Origin of the sequence: Methylobacterium sp. J-070 (assembly GCF_022829385.1) — a bacterium.
In the GTDB taxonomy this organism is placed as follows: domain Bacteria; phylum Pseudomonadota; class Alphaproteobacteria; order Rhizobiales; family Beijerinckiaceae; genus Methylobacterium.
Map to the genome: position 1 here is coordinate 52510 of NZ_JAKSXX010000261.1, position 15574 is coordinate 68083.

Annotated in this window: 22 protein-coding genes; 5 read left to right on the forward strand and 17 right to left on the reverse strand. The window is 67.3% G+C overall.

Annotation, left to right across the window (positions count from 1 at the left end):
- Position 1: 1 nt before the first annotated feature.
- From MKL01_RS30605 to MKL01_RS30630, 6 genes are all read right to left on the reverse strand, one after another.
- Entirely contained in the window at positions 2-244 is a 243-nt protein-coding gene (locus tag MKL01_RS30605; RefSeq protein WP_243908950.1) for a phage head-tail joining protein, read from the reverse strand.
- Positions 244-2346: a terminase gpA endonuclease subunit gene (locus MKL01_RS30610; protein ID WP_243908951.1), complete on the reverse strand. Its 2103-nt coding sequence runs from the start codon at positions 2344-2346 to the stop codon at positions 244-246. The genes MKL01_RS30605 and MKL01_RS30610 overlap by 1 nt, the downstream gene beginning before the upstream one ends.
- Complete coding sequence (locus MKL01_RS30615) at positions 2306-2872, reverse strand: terminase small subunit (protein WP_243908952.1); 567 nt, start codon at positions 2870-2872, stop codon at positions 2306-2308. The genes MKL01_RS30610 and MKL01_RS30615 overlap by 41 nt, the downstream gene beginning before the upstream one ends.
- A 168-nt stretch (positions 2873-3040) precedes the next feature.
- Positions 3041-3766: a hypothetical protein gene (locus MKL01_RS30620; protein ID WP_243908953.1), complete on the reverse strand. Its 726-nt coding sequence runs from the start codon at positions 3764-3766 to the stop codon at positions 3041-3043.
- Between the two features lie 78 nt (positions 3767-3844).
- Positions 3845-4105: a hypothetical protein gene (locus MKL01_RS30625; protein WP_243908954.1), complete on the reverse strand. Its 261-nt coding sequence runs from the start codon at positions 4103-4105 to the stop codon at positions 3845-3847.
- A 5-nt stretch (positions 4106-4110) separates the two neighbouring features.
- Positions 4111-4887: a recombinase family protein gene (locus MKL01_RS30630; RefSeq protein ID WP_243908955.1), complete on the reverse strand. Its 777-nt coding sequence runs from the start codon at positions 4885-4887 to the stop codon at positions 4111-4113.
- Between the two features lie 276 nt (positions 4888-5163).
- On the opposite strand from MKL01_RS30630, the gene MKL01_RS30635 reads away from it, so the two are divergent.
- Positions 5164-5403 carry a hypothetical protein gene (locus MKL01_RS30635; RefSeq protein ID WP_243908956.1) on the forward strand — a complete coding sequence of 80 codons (240 nt, stop codon included), beginning with the start codon at positions 5164-5166 and terminating at the stop codon, positions 5401-5403.
- A 72-nt stretch (positions 5404-5475) separates the two neighbouring features.
- Here MKL01_RS30635 and MKL01_RS30640 read toward each other — a convergent pair whose 3' ends face one another.
- The 5 genes from MKL01_RS30640 to MKL01_RS30660 are packed head-to-tail and all read right to left on the reverse strand — an operon-like array spanning position 5476 to position 6573.
- Positions 5476-5616 (reverse strand): hypothetical protein, encoded by a 141-nt coding sequence (locus MKL01_RS30640; protein WP_243908957.1) that lies wholly within the window; start codon positions 5614-5616, stop codon positions 5476-5478.
- Positions 5606-5953 (reverse strand): hypothetical protein, encoded by a 348-nt coding sequence (locus MKL01_RS30645; protein ID WP_243908958.1) that lies wholly within the window; start codon positions 5951-5953, stop codon positions 5606-5608. The genes MKL01_RS30640 and MKL01_RS30645 overlap by 11 nt, the downstream gene beginning before the upstream one ends.
- Positions 5954-6009: 56 nt before the next feature.
- Positions 6010-6213 (reverse strand): hypothetical protein, encoded by a 204-nt coding sequence (locus MKL01_RS30650; protein WP_243908959.1) that lies wholly within the window; start codon positions 6211-6213, stop codon positions 6010-6012.
- Positions 6210-6416, reverse strand: a complete 207-nt coding sequence (locus MKL01_RS30655; RefSeq protein WP_243908960.1) for a hypothetical protein — start codon at positions 6414-6416, stop codon at positions 6210-6212. Before MKL01_RS30655 ends, MKL01_RS30650 begins: the two co-directional genes overlap by 4 nt.
- 1 nt (position 6417) lies before the next feature.
- Complete coding sequence (locus MKL01_RS30660; RefSeq protein ID WP_243908961.1) at positions 6418-6573, reverse strand: hypothetical protein; 156 nt, start codon at positions 6571-6573, stop codon at positions 6418-6420.
- Between MKL01_RS30660 and MKL01_RS35860 the strand changes: the two genes are divergently transcribed.
- The gene (locus MKL01_RS35860; RefSeq protein WP_279604991.1) at positions 6572-6700 is read left to right on the forward strand and encodes a hypothetical protein; all 129 of its coding nucleotides are present in this window, start codon (positions 6572-6574) and stop codon (positions 6698-6700) included. The genes MKL01_RS30660 and MKL01_RS35860 overlap by 2 nt on opposite strands.
- Before the next feature lie 20 nt (positions 6701-6720).
- Here MKL01_RS35860 and MKL01_RS30665 read toward each other — a convergent pair whose 3' ends face one another.
- The 3 genes from MKL01_RS30665 to MKL01_RS30675 form a co-directional block, all read right to left on the reverse strand.
- On the reverse strand, positions 6721-6951 hold the full coding sequence (locus MKL01_RS30665) for a hypothetical protein (protein ID WP_243908962.1): 231 nt from the start codon (positions 6949-6951) through the stop codon (positions 6721-6723).
- 13 nt (positions 6952-6964) lie between these two features.
- Positions 6965-7114 carry a hypothetical protein gene (locus MKL01_RS30670; RefSeq protein WP_243908963.1) on the reverse strand — a complete coding sequence of 50 codons (150 nt, stop codon included), beginning with the start codon at positions 7112-7114 and terminating at the stop codon, positions 6965-6967.
- Positions 7115-7311: 197 nt separating this feature from the next.
- Complete coding sequence (locus MKL01_RS30675) at positions 7312-7578, reverse strand: hypothetical protein (protein ID WP_243908964.1); 267 nt, start codon at positions 7576-7578, stop codon at positions 7312-7314.
- A gap of 570 nt (positions 7579-8148) precedes the next feature.
- Between MKL01_RS30675 and MKL01_RS30680 the strand changes: the two genes are divergently transcribed.
- Positions 8149-8355: a type II toxin-antitoxin system ParD family antitoxin gene (locus MKL01_RS30680; protein WP_243908965.1), complete on the forward strand. Its 207-nt coding sequence runs from the start codon at positions 8149-8151 to the stop codon at positions 8353-8355.
- Positions 8355-10925: an ATP-binding protein gene (locus MKL01_RS30685; RefSeq protein ID WP_243908966.1), complete on the forward strand. Its 2571-nt coding sequence runs from the start codon at positions 8355-8357 to the stop codon at positions 10923-10925. The genes MKL01_RS30680 and MKL01_RS30685 overlap by 1 nt, the downstream gene beginning before the upstream one ends.
- A 199-nt stretch (positions 10926-11124) precedes the next feature.
- Here the strand turns inward: MKL01_RS30685 and MKL01_RS30690 are convergent, their stop codons facing one another.
- The 3 genes from MKL01_RS30690 to MKL01_RS30700 all read right to left on the reverse strand — a co-directional run bounded on the left by MKL01_RS30690 (position 11125) and on the right by MKL01_RS30700 (position 14653).
- A complete protein-coding gene (locus MKL01_RS30690) occupies positions 11125-12057 on the reverse strand; it encodes a hypothetical protein (protein ID WP_243908967.1) in 933 nt (310 codons plus the stop codon).
- A gap of 83 nt (positions 12058-12140) precedes the next feature.
- Positions 12141-12455, reverse strand: coding sequence for a hypothetical protein (locus MKL01_RS30695; RefSeq protein WP_243908968.1), 315 nt, complete (start codon positions 12453-12455; stop codon positions 12141-12143).
- Positions 12456-12649: 194 nt separating this feature from the next.
- On the reverse strand, positions 12650-14653 hold the full coding sequence (locus MKL01_RS30700; protein WP_243908969.1) for a putative bifunctional diguanylate cyclase/phosphodiesterase: 2004 nt from the start codon (positions 14651-14653) through the stop codon (positions 12650-12652).
- A gap of 421 nt (positions 14654-15074) precedes the next feature.
- Here MKL01_RS30700 and MKL01_RS30705 point away from each other — a divergent pair.
- The coding region (locus tag MKL01_RS30705) for a substrate-binding domain-containing protein (protein WP_243908970.1) at positions 15075-15574 on the forward strand (500 nt) is incomplete at its 3' end.

Consider the following 15574-nt stretch of genomic DNA (forward strand, 5'->3'; position numbering starts at 1 on the left):
TCTACAAGCCCGAGCGCAGGATGCCGTCGGCCGAGATCCCGCCCGGGAAGCCGCGGTCGTGCGCCACCAGGATCGTCGCGGACTTCTGCGGGTCGAGGCCGAGCGCGCGCCGGATGATGGAGCGGACGCGCAGCATCTCGTCGAGCGACCGGAAAGTCGACGATTTTCCTTCGTAAGACACGGACGTGACGCCCGCGGCGATACCGGTCTCGATCGCGTCGAGCTGCGCCTGGGTGAAGGCCATCAGTCTCTCCGGCTCATCCAGCCCCCGGGCCGGTTGTGGTTGATGAAGCCCGAGTGCTGCGGTCGGGCGTAGGCGGGCGGCGGCGGTGGGGGCGGCGGCAGCGGCGGTGGCGGAAGTGCCGCCGGTACCGGGGCGGCCTCGGCGGCCGGAGCCGGCGGTAGGTCTGAGCCCGGGACGGTTTCACCGCTCCCCGGAGCAACGGTCTCAGGTCCGGCCTCGGCGTCCTCGGCCTCGTCCCGCTCCGGCATGCGCCCCAGCGCCACGTAGCGGCCGCTGGAGGCCTGCAGGCCGCACATCGCGACGTAGGCGTAGACGAAGCACACACCCGCCTCGTGGGCGGCCTTGGGCTTCTCCCACTCGCTGTAGCCTTGGCGCAGGTTCACCAGCGGCTTCTCGCGGGTGAGCTGCTCGAAGTACTCGGCGTCGATCGGGCGCGAGCCGGAGGCCGGCACGAGCGGGAAGTGCACGTAGCGCGGGCCGGGCTCGACCAAAGCCAGCGAGCCGTAGGCGAAGTCGCGGGCGGCGTTACCGCCGATCATGTACAGGTTCGCGCCGAGCTTCGTTGTCGGCAGCCGCGGCCAAACCCTTGTACGGGCGCCCCGGGCCTCGGACTTACCCTTGATCGCCCAGACCTTGCGGCGGCGGCGCTCGTTGCAGAATGCGTAGACCTCGGAGGTATGGTGCCCGCCGGAGTCGATGGCGGCCGCGCTGATCCTCAGGGCGACGCCGTCGCTGCGGGTGAACCCGCGCAGCAGCAGGCGATCGAGGTTCTGCCAGACCTCCGGCTTCGCCGGGTCGCCCGGCAGCACGAAGTGGCCGATGAGCGCGCACTCGAGACCTGCGCCCCAGCCCCAGACGGCACCTTCGAGGCGCGCGTTGGCGCCGGACTGGACGTCGCCGCCGAGCGTCAGCGTGCGAACCCAGTCGGGCAGCTCGGCGCCGTAGGCCTCCCGGCGCTCCAGGAAGGTGTCCGGCCGGATCTCCTGGCCGTAGCTCTGCCGGTGCACCCGGCCGAGCACGTTGTTGTTGAAGGTTTGGACCTTGCCGGCGGGGTCGTCGCACGCCTCCAACCACTCCTGCACGATCACCGGCCAAGCCGCGTTCGCGTTGAGCGACATGCCGGTCCAGAGGTGGAAGCCTGCGTGGGGCGTCTTCGGGACCGCGGTCGGGCGCCAGATGCCGTTCTCGTCCATCCAGGCCTTGCGGCCCTCGTCGATCGTGTGGCCGCAGGTGCCCTGGTACCAGACGTCCTTCAGCGACCCGTCGGGCCCGAGGTTCCACTTCATCCCGTGGGACAGGTCTTTGCCGCCCCAGTCGAGGTACTGGAACACGCCGCAGCGCGGACAGGGCACGAAGTACCGGCGCTGGTCCGAGGCCAGCCATCGCTTCCAGATCCGGCTCGTGCTCTCCAGGAGCGGTGTCGAGCCGAAGATCTGCTTGCGATTGTAGAACGTCTCCCCGCGGGTCCAGAACAGCTTGGCTTTGTCCCCCTGACTGCCGGCGCCCGGGGTCCAGCCGTCCGCGTCGTACTCGTCGCCGACCTGAAACCGCGCCGAGTAGCGCCGGAAGGCGTCGTCCGAGGCCGCACCGGGCACCCGCACGATGGCGCCGTTGGCCAGCTGGAAGAAGGTGTTGCTGTCCTGCTTGTGGCCCTTCCGGACCGGCCGCATCAGCTCGGCCAGCACGGGCGTCTCGCGCAGCATCGGCGCGATCTCGGTGGCGCCGAACTCCTCCGCGTCCTTCGCCACCGGCTGCGCGAACGCGCACAGCGTCGGTTCCTGGTGGAGGTGGTAGCCCAGCGCCAGCAGGGCGCAGCGGGTGTAGCCGACGCGGGCCGCCTTCAGGACCGACACGAGTGGGATCGTCGGGTCACAGAAGGCGTCGACGAGCCCGCGCTGGTACCCGTAGAGGGTCACTTCGCCGCTCTCGGCACCCGTGCTCTTCGGGATCCGCCCGAACTTCTCGGCCCAGGCCGAGCCGCTCATCTCGGCCTTGAAGGCCAGGGCCTCGTCGAACAGCGCGTCGATCGACCCGCGCAGGGCCTCGCGTCCGGCCGGGTACTCACCCCTCCGGTGGCTGCTGATCCTCTCCGACAGGCTCATCGTCAGCGTCGTGCTCCGGAAGCCAGCGGCGACCCAGTTCCAGTCGTGCGGCAGCGAAGGCCCGGTTGGTCTCTTTGCGGGCCAGCGCCTCGATCTCGGGGGCGCTGTCCATCGTCGTGGCGCGGGCGGCGATCTTGGCCGCCATGTTCGAAAGGCCGGTCCTGAGAACCTGGCAGAACGTCGCCAGGTCGGCGATCGCATCGTGCCGGGAGACGACGGACTTCAGAGCCTCGTCCGCGCCGATCTCGGCCACCACCGCGTTGGCCACCGCGCGGCGGCAGTCGGCGTCCTCGCGCCGGGACTTGCTGCTGTCGTCGCCGGCGTTCATCGCGACGTTCTCGACGGCGCGCTGGATCTTCCAGTCGATCACGGCGGCCGAGTCGAACTGGTACTCCACGCCGTTGCTGCCGCGCTCGACGTACGGGCAGCCCTTCTCGACCCAGGTCGAGATGGTGTTGGTGCTGACGGCGAAGATCTTGGCCAGCTCGGTGCGGTTGAGCAGCCGACCGTCGATCGCGCCGGACATCAACAACAACCCCGGTTTTCAAAATTTTAGAGACGGTGAACCACCGGGGTCCGAATTCCCCTCACCGGCACCCCCTCCCGGGAAGGACCCTGGATTTGGCGGGGGGGGGGTGGGGGCCTGGCCGGCCCCGCCCGTGCGCTGCGCGGGCCGCTGGCGGCCTCCGCGCGTTCAGCCCTTCCGGCGCACGTCGTTGACGACGAAGCGCTCCCAGGCCGCCCGGAAATGCTTCCGGTATGCGGCCGGTATCACTGTGCGCCCCTTCTCGTAGTAGGGGAAGCGCTTGGTGTAGCTCATCCCCTTCACGAAGATCAGGATCGGCACCGCGGCACGGGCTTCGCGCAGGTACACGCCATCAGGCGCCTTCGTACCGCGCAGGACGAAGTAGTCCAGGTTCCGCTTGCGGTTCGATCGCTTCGGCCGCTTGGCCGTATTCTGCATCCGGTCCGACTGCGCGCCGAGCGCGGACAGGAGCCGGGTGATGTAGGCGCCCGAGATGTTGCCCGAACTGTCCAGGGGACAACCGCGACCCGGGACGGCGAACTCGTTGCTCCGCATGATCCCGGTGCGGATCAGCAGGATCTCGAAGCGCTTGTGGCGGCGCGTACCGCCCTGGACCTGAGGCCCGAGATACTTCCAGGCCGGGATCGACCCGAAGCCTTCCTTGAACCCGAGCTCCGCCTGCAGGCGCTGCTTGGTGGCAGGCCTGACCATCAGCGCGTTCAGAGTGAACGGGCGGGGCTGGTCGAACACCGACCGCATGGTCTCGCGCTCGGCCTCGCGCGCATCCTTCATCGCGTTGGTCAGCGCGAAGGCGGCGACGAACGGGACCTGCTTGGCGGCGCGCCCGACAGCCTCGGCCTTCAGGCCAAACTCGCTGGCATCAAGCTTGAGCATGGGCTCACCGCGCGACGGTGATGGTCTTCACCTTGCCCGAGACGGGATCGAGGATCGTCAGCGTCTGGGCGGCCATGGTCAGCAGCTCTGCATCGGCTGCGGCACGTCGCGGCTCTGCTGCACCAGGCGCGTGGCCGGCCGCTCGACCGTGAGCTCGGTGGCGTTGTCGAGGATCAGGACGGTGACGTCGCGGAAGCCCGCGTCGCGGCACATGCCGATCAGCTCGTCTTGCCACTTCTCGGCCGTGGCCGGCTGCAGCTTCTCGCTCGTGCGGATCACGAGGATATCGCCGTGCCGGACCTCGAGGCGGTCCAGTTGGCGGTCGATCTCTTGGGCCAAGGTGTTCACCGGACGATGCGGGCGTGGCTGCCCGGGCGGTTGACGTGGGTGACGACGCCGCCGGTGATGAACACCACCTCCGTGCGCCCGAAGTAGGTTTGGTTGTTCAGCACATAGCTGACGCCACCGCCGGACCAGCGCCGCCCGCGGGGCGACGGGATGCCGTCGGCGTTGAGGCCGTCGGCGATAGCGCGGACCGTGCGGCCGGCGCCGTTCTCGGCGAAGATCCGGCGGACGACGGCTGCTGGCTCCTCATCGATGAGGAGGCCGCCCTTACCGTCCGATAGGTAGCCGTAGGGGATGCGACCGCAGCTGTAGCCGCCCTGGCCGGCCTTCTGCATGCGGCCGCCCTTGGTGCGCTCCGTGATCGTGTCGCGTTCCTGTTCCGCGAGGGCTGAAAGCACGCCGAAGATGAGCCGGCCGGCGGCCGAGCCCGTATCCATCCCTTCCGAGATGCTGCGGATGCTCACGCCGTGCTGGGCATCGAGTTCGCCAGACGTGCCCACCGCGAGCGCGAGGGAGCGGGCGAGGCGATCGAAGCGCTTCACGAGGAGCACGGAGAACCGCTCGTCTGCGGCGAGCTCCAGCACCTTCGCGAACCCGGGTCGATCCGCCGGGCGGGTCGTGCCGGAAACGCCTGGGTCGGCGTGGACGGCGATCAGCTCCAGGCCGACTGCGTCCGCGTACTTGCGGATGGCATCCTCCTGCGCATCGAGGCCGAAGCCCGACTGCGCCTGCTCCTCGGTGGAGACGCGGATGTAGCCGACCGCCCGAGCCCGCACCTCTTCGCGCTGGGCCGTCTGGACCGCATTCCTACGGAGCGCGCGGCGGGCGCGAGCGCTACTTGTAGCCACCCGCAAACCCCTGTGATTGCTACGCTTTTCGGATCGAATTTGGCCGTTGTCTGATAATTCAAGAATTATCAGACAACGCCGGTTTTCGAGGCCTTCAGCGGGCCGCGGGCAACGCGCTCGGCGACCGCTTGGAAGCCTCCGTCGGTCAAGAGGCCGCATGCGATCCGTTCGCGCTCAGGGGTTACCCCAAAGATCGGAGACCCCATGACCTTCATACGTATCACCGCGTTCGCGCTCATCCTTGCCAGCGGGAGCGCTGCACAAGCACAGTCGACCGGCGCGGCCATCACGTCGGTCCGCGATACCACTGCGCTCGGGCAGACCAAGCCACCGAGCCGCAGCGCGAGCCCGACCTCCCGGAATGATCCGGGTCGGCGCTCTCAGAACCAGCTCAATCAGGACAAGATCGCCAAAGGCATCTGCATCGGCTGCGGCCCGAAGTAGGCGATCAACCTTGCTCGGCCAGAGCTCGGGCGAGGCACAACGCGAACCGCCGGTACCAGGCCCGAAACACGGTCAGGCCCGCATCAGCGTCAGCCACGCGTCCGCGATCGCGAACGGCAGCTGGGTGTTGGCCTCGATCCAGATCTCCGCGGTCGCGCGGTAGACGTCGAGAAGCGACCAGAGATCCAGGCGGTGGCGCGGCTCAGAGGGCATCGTCGCCCACCAGGTCCTCGACGATCGCCTCGCGGTCCTCATCCGTGTCCGCGAGGCGATGCGCGTGCATCTCCGTGGCCCCGTCGGCCGCGGCGAGCTCGACGGCCTCGGCCATCGTTCCCCGCCAGCCGGCACCGACGATGCGGGCGAGCCCGTCATCACCGCGGCGCACGCCGAGGATCACGGCGCCGGGCGCGTCGACGTCCGAGCGGGCCTGGGCCAACGTGTAGACGGCCACCACGTAGCGCCGACCGGACTGGCCGCGCCACGCGGCCAGCGCGATCTTCGGCGAGGCCTTCCCAGACAGGGGCACCTCGCGGATCGGGGTGCGGGTCACGCGGTTGCTCCGAGCCTGATCCATGGCCGCCGACCAGGCGACGCGGCGGTTCGAACTCACGGCCGGCCGCCGCACACGACCTTCGTGTACCGCCCATCACCCAGCAGCTGCTCGCTGGCGATGGTCGTCTGGCCGGTCATGAGGCAGGCGAAGACGGAAGGCGTCTTGATGGTGGCGACGTTGAGCGCGGTCTCGCGCGTGCAGTCGGGCTGCGCGGTGGTCGCGGCGCACACCAGGATCAGGGCGAAGACCGTGTTCATGCGGAATTCCCCAGGCTGATGGCGGCGATCAGGACGCAGGCGCCGAGTGCGAAGTGCAGGGCCGCGATCAGCAGGACGTCGCGGAACGACATCACGGCGGAGCGGCCGGGATGGTGGGCGTCGAGGCCGGCGACCGCGAGCAGCAGCACGAGCGCCACCGCGATGAACGGCAGCGGCGCAAGGCGCTCGATCAGGTCGGGCATGTCAGCGCCGCGGACTCTTGGTCGGCATCAGGACGGCGCAGAGCGCCACGATCAGCGCGATCGCAAGGACTTGCGCGGTCATCGGCGACAGGCAGACCGGCGGCACGAAGGGCGCGATGTGCTCTGGAGCGGGGACGTCGAGGATGAGGCCGTCCATGTCAGGGAGCTTCACCGGCGGACAGGGCACGGCCGGCGAACACCGGACGACCGACGCAGAGCGGCTGGGCGGGATCGCGCCAGGAGCGGACCGGGACCGGAACGGCGCGGCGCAGGCCGACGAGTAGTGCCACGCGCGCCAGGAGGCTCACGACCGGAAGCCCTGCAGGAAGGCGCGCCGCACCTGCACGCAGTCGGCGGCGTTGCGGCACTCCTCGCTGACCACGGCGGCGATGCGCTCGTGCATCGCCGACGGGGCCTTGGCGGCGTAGGCGTCGAACGCATCGGCCGCGGCCCGAAGGCTAGTGGCCGAGGTGCCGACCATCGGAGCGAGCTGCTCGACGGCTTGGTCGACGAGCTCGGAGGCGCTGAAAGTCATGCGGTTCGGGCTCTCAGCCGAAGATCGAGCGGAAGAACGAGGCGTCGAAGGCCAGCCGGAACTGCAGGCTCTCGGCACGGAAGCGCATGTCCGGCGTGGCGCAGTCGCAGCGCAGGATCGCCGCGCACAGGTCGAGGAGCGCGGCGCGCTGGGAGGCGGTCATGGACGCTCCAAAGAAAAACACCGCCGGAGCGGGGCTGTGGATCCACTGGATTGCGGGGCCGCGCAGCCCCGGATGGGCTGAACACGCGAGGGCCTCACGTTAGAAGGACGGCACGAGAGGTACCCGGCGGTCCTCTCGTCCGGATGGCGGGTCGGGCGGCTATGCCCTCAAGCTGGAGCTCGGCCCGCCACCGGCGTTCATGCAGTCTTCGACACCGCCCTGATGCGTTCCCGGTGGCGCAGCACGGCAGCTGGGATCGGCGCAGGCGCGCGTCGCGGCGGCCCGGAGGCCTCTTGGTCGGGCCAATGCCCGGTGAGCTCGCGGTAGAAGCGGCGGAGGCCGTCGCGGATCTCGTCGCGCTCGACCATGAAAGACTCGGCGCTGTGCCGATGGCTCGGCATCTTCAGCCGGTCGGCCTGGCCGCAGAGCAGCCGCAGGCGCTCGGCTATCTCGCGCTCTGTCACGGCAGCGGATCCGGCATGGCGTCGACCATATAGGGTTCGCCCGTCACGTCACACCGCCAAGATCGGTTAGGGGGTGAAGCGGGTCGTGATCGGGCGAAAGGGGAAGGTGCGGGCCGGGGCGCAACGCCGGCGCGGAGCCTCTGGCGGGACATCCACCGAGCCATCGCGGTGCCTGCCCCGGGCTTCTGCGACTTCAGCGCCGCGGCACCATCTAGTCCAGGCGAAGCCCGGAACGACGAAGGCCCCGCGCGGGTGTCCGCCGGGGCCTTCTAAAACTTTGCAGGATCCGAACTACCGCAAGCCGTTCTCCCGGTCAAGCTGCAAGTCGAGATAAACGTGATTGCTGCTGACCCTCTGCGCCGTCCGCTTGGGGTGGTTTGCCGCCGGTCCGCTTTCAGTCGGCTTAGCGATGAAGCGGACGTGCCGCCGCGCCCGTTCATGACCCCACTCAGCCACTGGCGTAGGCATCGTTCAACGTCTGCTCCTGCAATGAAGCGGACGGCATAATGACTGCAACCGGATCAAACATATGTAACTGTAAGACACTGTAAGGCGATGCTAAGCCCAAGCATGGCTGCGCGCGAAACCATCACCATCTCCGTGCCCCCGGAACTACGGGCGTTCCTGCAAGGATGCGTCGCCACCGGTCGCTACACGAGCATCAGCGAGGTTGTGCGAGCCGCCCTGCGCGAGTTCGAGCGCGCCGAGATGAGTAAAGCTCCGATCACCCAGCAAGCTATGGCGCGGCGACATCCTACCTCTCATGACAGCGCCTGATGTTCGGTAGCCAGGACTTCCTTGCCGGGGCGGGCGAGATGGCGACGCTGATGCGCGCCTACGACTGGACTACGACGCCGCTTGGCAACCCTGAGGGTTGGCCGTCCGGCCTGCGCACGGCGGTGCGCCTGCTGCTCAACAGCCACCACCCCATGCACATCTTCTGGGGGCCGGAGGCGACCTTCTTCTACAACGACGGCTTCGTGCCCTCGGCCGGACCGGAGCGCCACCCCTCCGCGCTTGGCCGTCCAGCTTCTGAGAGTTGGGGCGAGATTTGGCCGGTGATCGGTTCCGAGGTCGCCAAGGTTTGCAACGGCGGCGGGCATACGTGGTACGAGGATCAGCACGTCCCGATCTTGCGGCAGGGCCGTGTCGAGGATGCGTATTGGACCTACGGGTTTAGCCCGATCGATGACGATACCGCGCCAAACGGCATCGGTGGCGTGATCTCCATCCTGACCGAGACGACCAAACGCAAAGCGCTAGAGGACAGCCTTCGCGCCAGCAACCAGCGCCAGCGAAGCCTGTTGCAGCAGATACCGGGCTTCATCGCCGTGCTCGAAGGACCGGACCACGTCTACACATACGTCAATGACGCTTACGTGGCGATCGCTGGTTCCCGCGGTTACCTCGGCCGGACTGTGCGCGACGTATTCCCTGAACTCGAAGGGCAAGTTTTCTTCGACCTGCTGGACGAGGTGTACGCCACCGGCATCCCGTTCTCGGCACAGGCCACGTCGATCCGCTTCGCGGATGAGGACGAGGACCGGTACATCGACTTCCTCTTCCAACCCATCCGCGAACAGAATGGTCTGATCAACGGCATTCTTGTCGGCGGCCATGAGGTCACGGCGCGGGTGCGTGCCGAGACTGCGTTGCGCGCCGAGCGGGATCAGGCGCGACATCGGGCGGTGAAGGCGCACGCTGATGCCGAGCGCGTGCAACTTGCCCTTGGCGCAGGTGCCATCCTCGGGACGTGGCACTGGGACATACCCAGCGACCGCTTCACCATCGACGAGGGCTTTGCCCGCAGCTTCGGGCTCGACCCGGACCTTGGCACGACCGGCATACCGCTTGCCCAGATCGTTGCGACCGTGCACCCCGACGACCAAGCCGGATTGGCCGAGGCGATCAACGGCGCTGTCCGGCGGGGTGGAGCCTACGCGCACCAGTATCGTGTGCGCCGGATGGACGGGCGCTACTACTGGATCGAGGCCAACGGGTGCGTTGACCGCGCTGAGGACGGCACTCCGTCGAGTTTCCCTGGGGTGATCATCGACGTGGAAGAGCGCCGCGCCGTCCTTGAGGAGCGCGACCGCGCGGCGGCAGCGTTGCGTATCCTCAACGAGACTTTGGAACAGCGCGTGGCCGAGCGGACCGCCGAACTGATGCAGGCCGAGGAGGCGCTTCGGCAATCACAGAAGATGGAGGCGGTGGGCCAACTCACCGGAGGGCTCGCGCACGACTTCAACAACCTGCTCGCGGGTATCTCCGGATCGCTTGAATTGATGCAGAACCGGATGCAGCAGGGCCGCCTCAAGGACGTGGACAAGTACATGGTGGCCGCGCAGGGAGCCTCGAAGCGAGCCGCGGCGCTGACCCACCGGCTGCTCGCGTTCTCGCGCCGCCAGACCCTCGACCCGAAGCCCACCGACGTGAACCGCCTCGTCGGTGGCATGCAGGAGATGATCCAACGCACCGTCGGACCCGGCATCCCGGTCGAGGTGGTCGGTGCATCCAGCCTATGGCCCGCACTGGTGGACCCGTCGCAGCTTGAGAACGCCCTGCTCAACCTGTGCATCAACGCCAGGGACGCGATGCCGGATGGCGGGCGCATCACGGTCGAGACCGCGAACAGGTGGCTGGACGAGCGCGCTGCCAAGAAACAGGACATCCCGGAGGGACAGTACCTCTCACTCTGCGTCACCGACACCGGCACCGGCATGCCGCCGGAGGTGATCGCACGAGTGTTCGAGCCGTTCTTCACCACCAAGCCGATCGGCGAGGGCACCGGCCTCGGCCTGTCGATGATCTACGGCTTCGCCCAGCAGTCGGGCGGGCAGGTACGGATCTACTCCGAGGTTGGTCAGGGTTCGACCATCTGCATCTACCTACCGCGCCACTATGGCGATGCAGCCGACGAGGACGGTACGATCAAGTTCGATGCGTTGCCCCGCTCGGAGCAGGAGGCGACGGTGCTGATCGTCGATGATGAGCCGACCGTGCGCATGCTCGTCACCGACATCCTCGAAGACCTGGGCTACCTCGCCATAGAGGCGGGCGATAGCGCGGCAGGGCTGAAGATCATGCAATCGGATGTGCGCATCGACCTGCTGGTCACGGACGTGGGCCTGCCCGGTGGCATGAACGGGCGGCAGATGGCCGACGCAGCGCGGGTGTCCCGGCCAGACCTCAAGGTGCTGTTCATCACCGGCTACGCGGAGAATGCGATCGTCGGCAATGGGCATCTCGCGCCGGGCATGTCGGTGCTGACCAAACCGTTTGCGATGGACGCGATGGCGACGCGCATCCGTTCGCTGATCGAAGCTGACCTTGAGACCAAGCGGTAGCGGGAGGAACGTCCGATTTGTCCGTGTTCCGGACGTTCATTGAACGACCGTCGAACTTCCGCTGACCACCCCGAGCCGAAGTTGCCGTAGGTCCGACGAACGACCGCTTTGGAGAAACGCAAACGGCGCTCCCCGCGACTGGGTTGGGTCGGGAGCAGACCCTTGCGGCGGATCCCATGCTTCGGGCTTTCACATCCTGTCAGGCCGATCGTTCGCCGGGCTGCGCCCAGTCCCGCGGGTCGATTTTCCGGACCGGAGAGGCACGCATCGGAGCCGCGCGGCGGCCGGCCGGACGGCGGTTCTGCAGATCGACCTGCCGGGCCGGGCGCATGTTCGGCAGCGGGGCCCGTTCCTCTTGCTCCGGCTCCATCCACGGCGCGATCGGCACCTTCGGTGGCAGGACCTCGACGCTGGTCAGGAACTGCAGCGCCGGCACGAGATAGACTAGCGCGGCGTGCCAGTAGGCGTAGCGCAGCTGCTCCTCCAGGACCTCGACGCCCGTGCGGGTGTAGTTCAGCTTACAGAACAGGCCGGTGTCGCGGCTGTCGCCCTTCGAGGATGCGATCTCGTCGTGGCTCGTGAACCAGGGCTTGCCGTCCGGCCCCGTGCCGTAGGGCGTGTGCACCGTCCGCCACAGCGTGATCTTGCCGTTAGCCGACATGACCGGTTCGACCTCGATGCCGCCGCAGACCTCCGGAGGCCTGCGGATCGCACCGGTCATAATCCACGCCGGCGTGGCGTCGATCGCCGTCGAGATCATCACGTCGAGGCTCGCCTTGCCGCGCAGCGCGACCTGGACCGGGTAGGCCGTAAGGTCGAGCGGGCAGACGGCCGAGCCGGTGGCCGCCCGCTTGAGCGTTTCGCTCAGGACCTGCAGGTGCGCCTCGATCGTGATCGCGTCCGGATGCGGGTCCCCCATCGCCAGCGGCATGCCGGGCTCGCGGGACCAGTTGTCGATCGGACCGCCGAACACGCCCGCCCGCCACATCGCGTGCATGGACGGCGGTGTCGGTCCTTTGATCGGCTGATCCTGGCGCCGCTTCGGCAGCTCGTCGCGGATCGCCCAACGGAGGGCGTCCTCGATCGTCATCTTGCGGCGCTTCGCTTTGGTCTGGGTGGTGCTCTGCGTCATTGCCGGCACGGTGGTCCCCAATGCTGTGCCGGTTCGAAACGAAGCAGCAACCCAGTGTTGATCCGGCGTCGGTTTTCTCACGGTCAAGCCTTATTTTGTTCGGCCTGGCCGCGCGCGATCGACGCATTGATGCCGGCCGCGATCTGAGCTGCCGCCTCATCGCGCAGGCGATAGACCTTGGCGGACGACCCATACTTCGTGGGTCGACCTCGAATGATCTCCTGGAAACTCGACCCGTCGCACCGGCACTTGGCCCAGAGCAACAGGATGTCCCGCTTCAGGTTGAAATCCTCGGCCGCGATGTCGAGGTAATCGTTGGGCCAGTTCAGCGGGCGGATCTCGGCGGCGCTGCGGGTTCGCGGGTCCGTCCGAAACGCGCGCTTCATCCAGAGGAGCACGTCGCCGCTCGTCCAGGAGGGCGTGTGACCGAGGCCTATGGGGAGTGGCGGACCTTCCTGACGGAGTGGCATCGAACGCGGAGGGGCGGCCCAATGCGCCGCTTGGCGTTCCTAGCATGTTCTATGGCAGGCGGCCGTCGCCGTGCGGCCACCACGAACGGATCGTTGCATCCCACCGAGCGGGCGGGACCGACTCAGGCCGCCGCACGCGAGGCCGACAGCATCGGGATCAGATCGCTCAGCGGCATCGGTCGCCCGAGGTGGTAGCCCTGCACGAAAGGGCACTCAAGGCTCTGCAGAGCGCTCAGATCGTCGGATGTCTCCACACCTTCGGCGACGACTTCGAGACCAAGGGAAGCGCCGAGGTTCAGAACCGCCTGAACCATGACGTTTTTGTCCCTGCTTTGAGACAGGCCGGTTACGAGGCTCCGGTCGATCTTAATTCGACCGGCGTGGAGTTGGCGAAGTGAGGCGAGCGATGCGTAGCCGACCCCGAAATCGTCCAGGGCCATGCGCACGCCTGCATCGGCCAAGCGCAGCAGCTTGTCTTGGATGACGTCGATGCCGAGCGCCGTCTCCTCGGTGATCTCGATCTCGAGCCCGGACGGTGGCAGCGCCAATTCCTCCAGCCGTCTGAGCACGATCGCATCGACGGAAAGCTGCGCCATCTCGCGCGGGGAGACATTCATCGCCACGCGCACCTGCGAAAGCCCCAGTTCCTGGAGCAGGCTCATCAAGCCGCAAACACGCTCCAGGATGAAGCGCAGAAGGGACTCGGTGAGACCCGCGTTCGCGGCGGCTGCGATAATGTCGCCCGGAGGGATCCATCCGTGCTGAGGATGCTGCCAGCGCACGAGGGCTTCAAGGCCGGCAATCGTCGAACCATCCTGATTGAAGATGGGCTGGAACCAGACAGTCAGCACCTCTTCAACCAGGGCCTTCGAGAGATCACGACCGCTGTCGCGCCGCATGTCGCGTTGTGCCCGCAGGTTCGCGTCGAACATCCGGTAACTGTTACGACCCGCGCTCTTTGCCGAGTACAGCGCCTCGTCGGCGCAACTCAGCATCTGGGTGATACTGGTCGTGTGCGCAGACTGGATGCCGATACTGACCCCAAGACGCCCGATCTCGACTGTCCCGAACGGCACGGCGACCGCCTCGATCAAGCGTTCGGCGACGACCGATGGCTCCAACCCGGACTGCTGCGGGTCGTAGAGGAGGGCGAACTCATCGCCGCCGAGCCGAGCGGCGGTAGCGTCTGGTGGAAGGCTGTCGCGCAGGCGACGCCCGACCTCGATCAAAACACGGTCGCCCATCTGGTGACCGTAGATATCGTTGACCGTCTTGAAGCCGTCGAGATCCAGAAGCAGTAGGCAGCGGGTTTCTCCCGGATCGCACGGCTGCGCCTCGGCCGCGTGCGCGAAGCCGGCTCGGTTCAATAGCCCCGTGAGATCGTCGTGCGTCGCGCGGCGGCGCATCTCTTCAGCCAATGCGGCCTCACCCGCGTGTGCTGCGGCGGCCGCGCGCGCAGCCGCACTCGCCTCGTGTTTCGACCGACTCGCTCTGCGGAAGACTTTCTCGCTCTCAATCGCGCTTCGGGCGAGGGCGAGCAGGTACAGGAGCACGGTACCAGCGAGGCAATCATTCTCCAGTCCGCCGGCATAAACCAGGCATGCCGCTGTCGACAGCAGTGGCAGTGTGATGAAGCAGAGTGGAACGCGCGCGAAGGCTATGCCGTGTGTGACGGATCCTGCCGTGATGCCACACGTGACCACAAGGTAGAACGTCGTCGACGCCGATGTGAGACCCTCGCACAAGGTCGGCACGAAGGCCCAAACAAGACCGGATGCGAAGGCCGCGAAGCTCGCGAGCCGCAGTTGCCGCTCGATCTCTCGTTCGTGGGCTACCGCCTGTTCCGGCGACGTGTCGATGGTGAGTAACAGCCCTCCGAGCGGCGCCTTGCACAGTCCTGCGCGCGCGAGGTTGATGCTCAAGGAGATCGCAAACCAAGTGGCGCCCGCGCGGCCCAAACCTGCGTAGAAAGCGACGAGGGTTCCGGTGAGACCGAGGAGGATGTTGACCGGGATCGCGATGAAGACGCTCCGGCGGACAGCCTCTAGCTGATCGCGACGGATAAGTCGGGTCAGATCCCGAACCGAGAGCTCGGAAGCTCTAACATCCCGCTGCAACCCGTTCATTGCTTCGTTCATCCTCGACGGCCGCGAACTTGCGTGCAATTTGGTAATAGGCGGTAAACCGGCTTACTCAGGCGGCCAAAACACATTGTGACTGGCGCTTTGGAGGGTGTTGCCGCGCAGGACGGCTGTCGGCTGGCATTGTCCCGAACGCGGTCTCGAACGAGCACTCGACGTCGGTGCAGGTGTAGGGCTCACAGGTGGGTTGGGGCCTTTCAAACGGTCGAGCTTCGAACCCGGTGGCACGGCCAGGAATTGCATCAGCGATCGCGCCGACATCGTCCGGATGGATCTCACGCGGCTACCCGCCCCTGCCACCGGTGAGTCACGGCTTTCCCTGGACGCTCATCGGGTCGGAGCGTTCTGGTCTCGGCCCGATCCCTTCATTACGCTCGCTTCGGCGATAGCGCTGAGGTCGAGGACGATGCCGACGAAGACGATGGTCAAGCTCCTGGCGTGGCTCACTGTCACCCTGGCGTCGTGGCCAAGCCACGCGGACGAAGGGCTCACCGTGCTGATGTCGGGCGGGTTCGCGCTGGCCTATCGAGCGGTTCTGCCGGATTTCGAGCGCGACACCGGCATCTCCGTCACAACGCTGTCCGGCGCGTCTCAGGGTACGGGGCCGCAGACGGTGAAGTCCCAGCTCGAACGCGGTGTGGAGGCCGATGTCGTCATCCTCTCGGAGAACGGCCTGGACGAGCTGGTCGCAATGGGGCGCATCACCCAAGGATCAGCCGTGGGGTTAGCCAGCGCGCCCCTCGGCGCAGCGGTGCGCCAGGGCAACCCAAAACCCGATATCGCTACCGTCGACGCCGTGAAGCGCGCCTTGCTCGGCGCCCGCCTGCTCGTGATGCCCGGGAGCACCAGCGGTCTTTTCATGAAGACCGTGGTGCTTCCGAAGCTGGCGATCGCCGATCGGGTCTC

Coding starts and splice junctions, on each gene's coding strand:
- MKL01_RS30640 (WP_243908957.1), bottom strand. CDS start 5,616: ATGCCCTCTGAGCCGCGCCACCGCCTGGATCTCTGGTCGCTTCTCGAC.
- MKL01_RS30680 (WP_243908965.1), top strand. CDS start 8,149: ATGGCTGCGCGCGAAACCATCACCATCTCCGTGCCCCCGGAACTACGG.
- MKL01_RS30690 (WP_243908967.1), bottom strand. CDS start 12,057: ATGACGCAGAGCACCACCCAGACCAAAGCGAAGCGCCGCAAGATGACG.
- MKL01_RS30685 (WP_243908966.1), top strand. CDS start 8,355: ATGTTCGGTAGCCAGGACTTCCTTGCCGGGGCGGGCGAGATGGCGACG.
- MKL01_RS30700 (WP_243908969.1), bottom strand. CDS start 14,653: ATGAACGGGTTGCAGCGGGATGTTAGAGCTTCCGAGCTCTCGGTTCGG.
- MKL01_RS30670 (WP_243908963.1), bottom strand. CDS start 7,114: ATGACCGCCTCCCAGCGCGCCGCGCTCCTCGACCTGTGCGCGGCGATC.
- MKL01_RS30635 (WP_243908956.1), top strand. CDS start 5,164: ATGACCTTCATACGTATCACCGCGTTCGCGCTCATCCTTGCCAGCGGG.
- MKL01_RS35860 (WP_279604991.1), top strand. CDS start 6,572: ATGTCAGGGAGCTTCACCGGCGGACAGGGCACGGCCGGCGAACACCGG.
- MKL01_RS30660 (WP_243908961.1), bottom strand. CDS start 6,573: ATGGACGGCCTCATCCTCGACGTCCCCGCTCCAGAGCACATCGCGCCC.
- MKL01_RS30655 (WP_243908960.1), bottom strand. CDS start 6,416: ATGCCCGACCTGATCGAGCGCCTTGCGCCGCTGCCGTTCATCGCGGTG.
- MKL01_RS30620 (WP_243908953.1), bottom strand. CDS start 3,766: ATGCTCAAGCTTGATGCCAGCGAGTTTGGCCTGAAGGCCGAGGCTGTC.
- MKL01_RS30615 (WP_243908952.1), bottom strand. CDS start 2,872: ATGTCCGGCGCGATCGACGGTCGGCTGCTCAACCGCACCGAGCTGGCC.
- MKL01_RS30650 (WP_243908959.1), bottom strand. CDS start 6,213: ATGAACACGGTCTTCGCCCTGATCCTGGTGTGCGCCGCGACCACCGCG.
- MKL01_RS30605 (WP_243908950.1), bottom strand. CDS start 244: ATGGCCTTCACCCAGGCGCAGCTCGACGCGATCGAGACCGGTATCGCC.
- MKL01_RS30665 (WP_243908962.1), bottom strand. CDS start 6,951: ATGACTTTCAGCGCCTCCGAGCTCGTCGACCAAGCCGTCGAGCAGCTC.
- MKL01_RS30610 (WP_243908951.1), bottom strand. CDS start 2,346: ATGAGCCTGTCGGAGAGGATCAGCAGCCACCGGAGGGGTGAGTACCCG.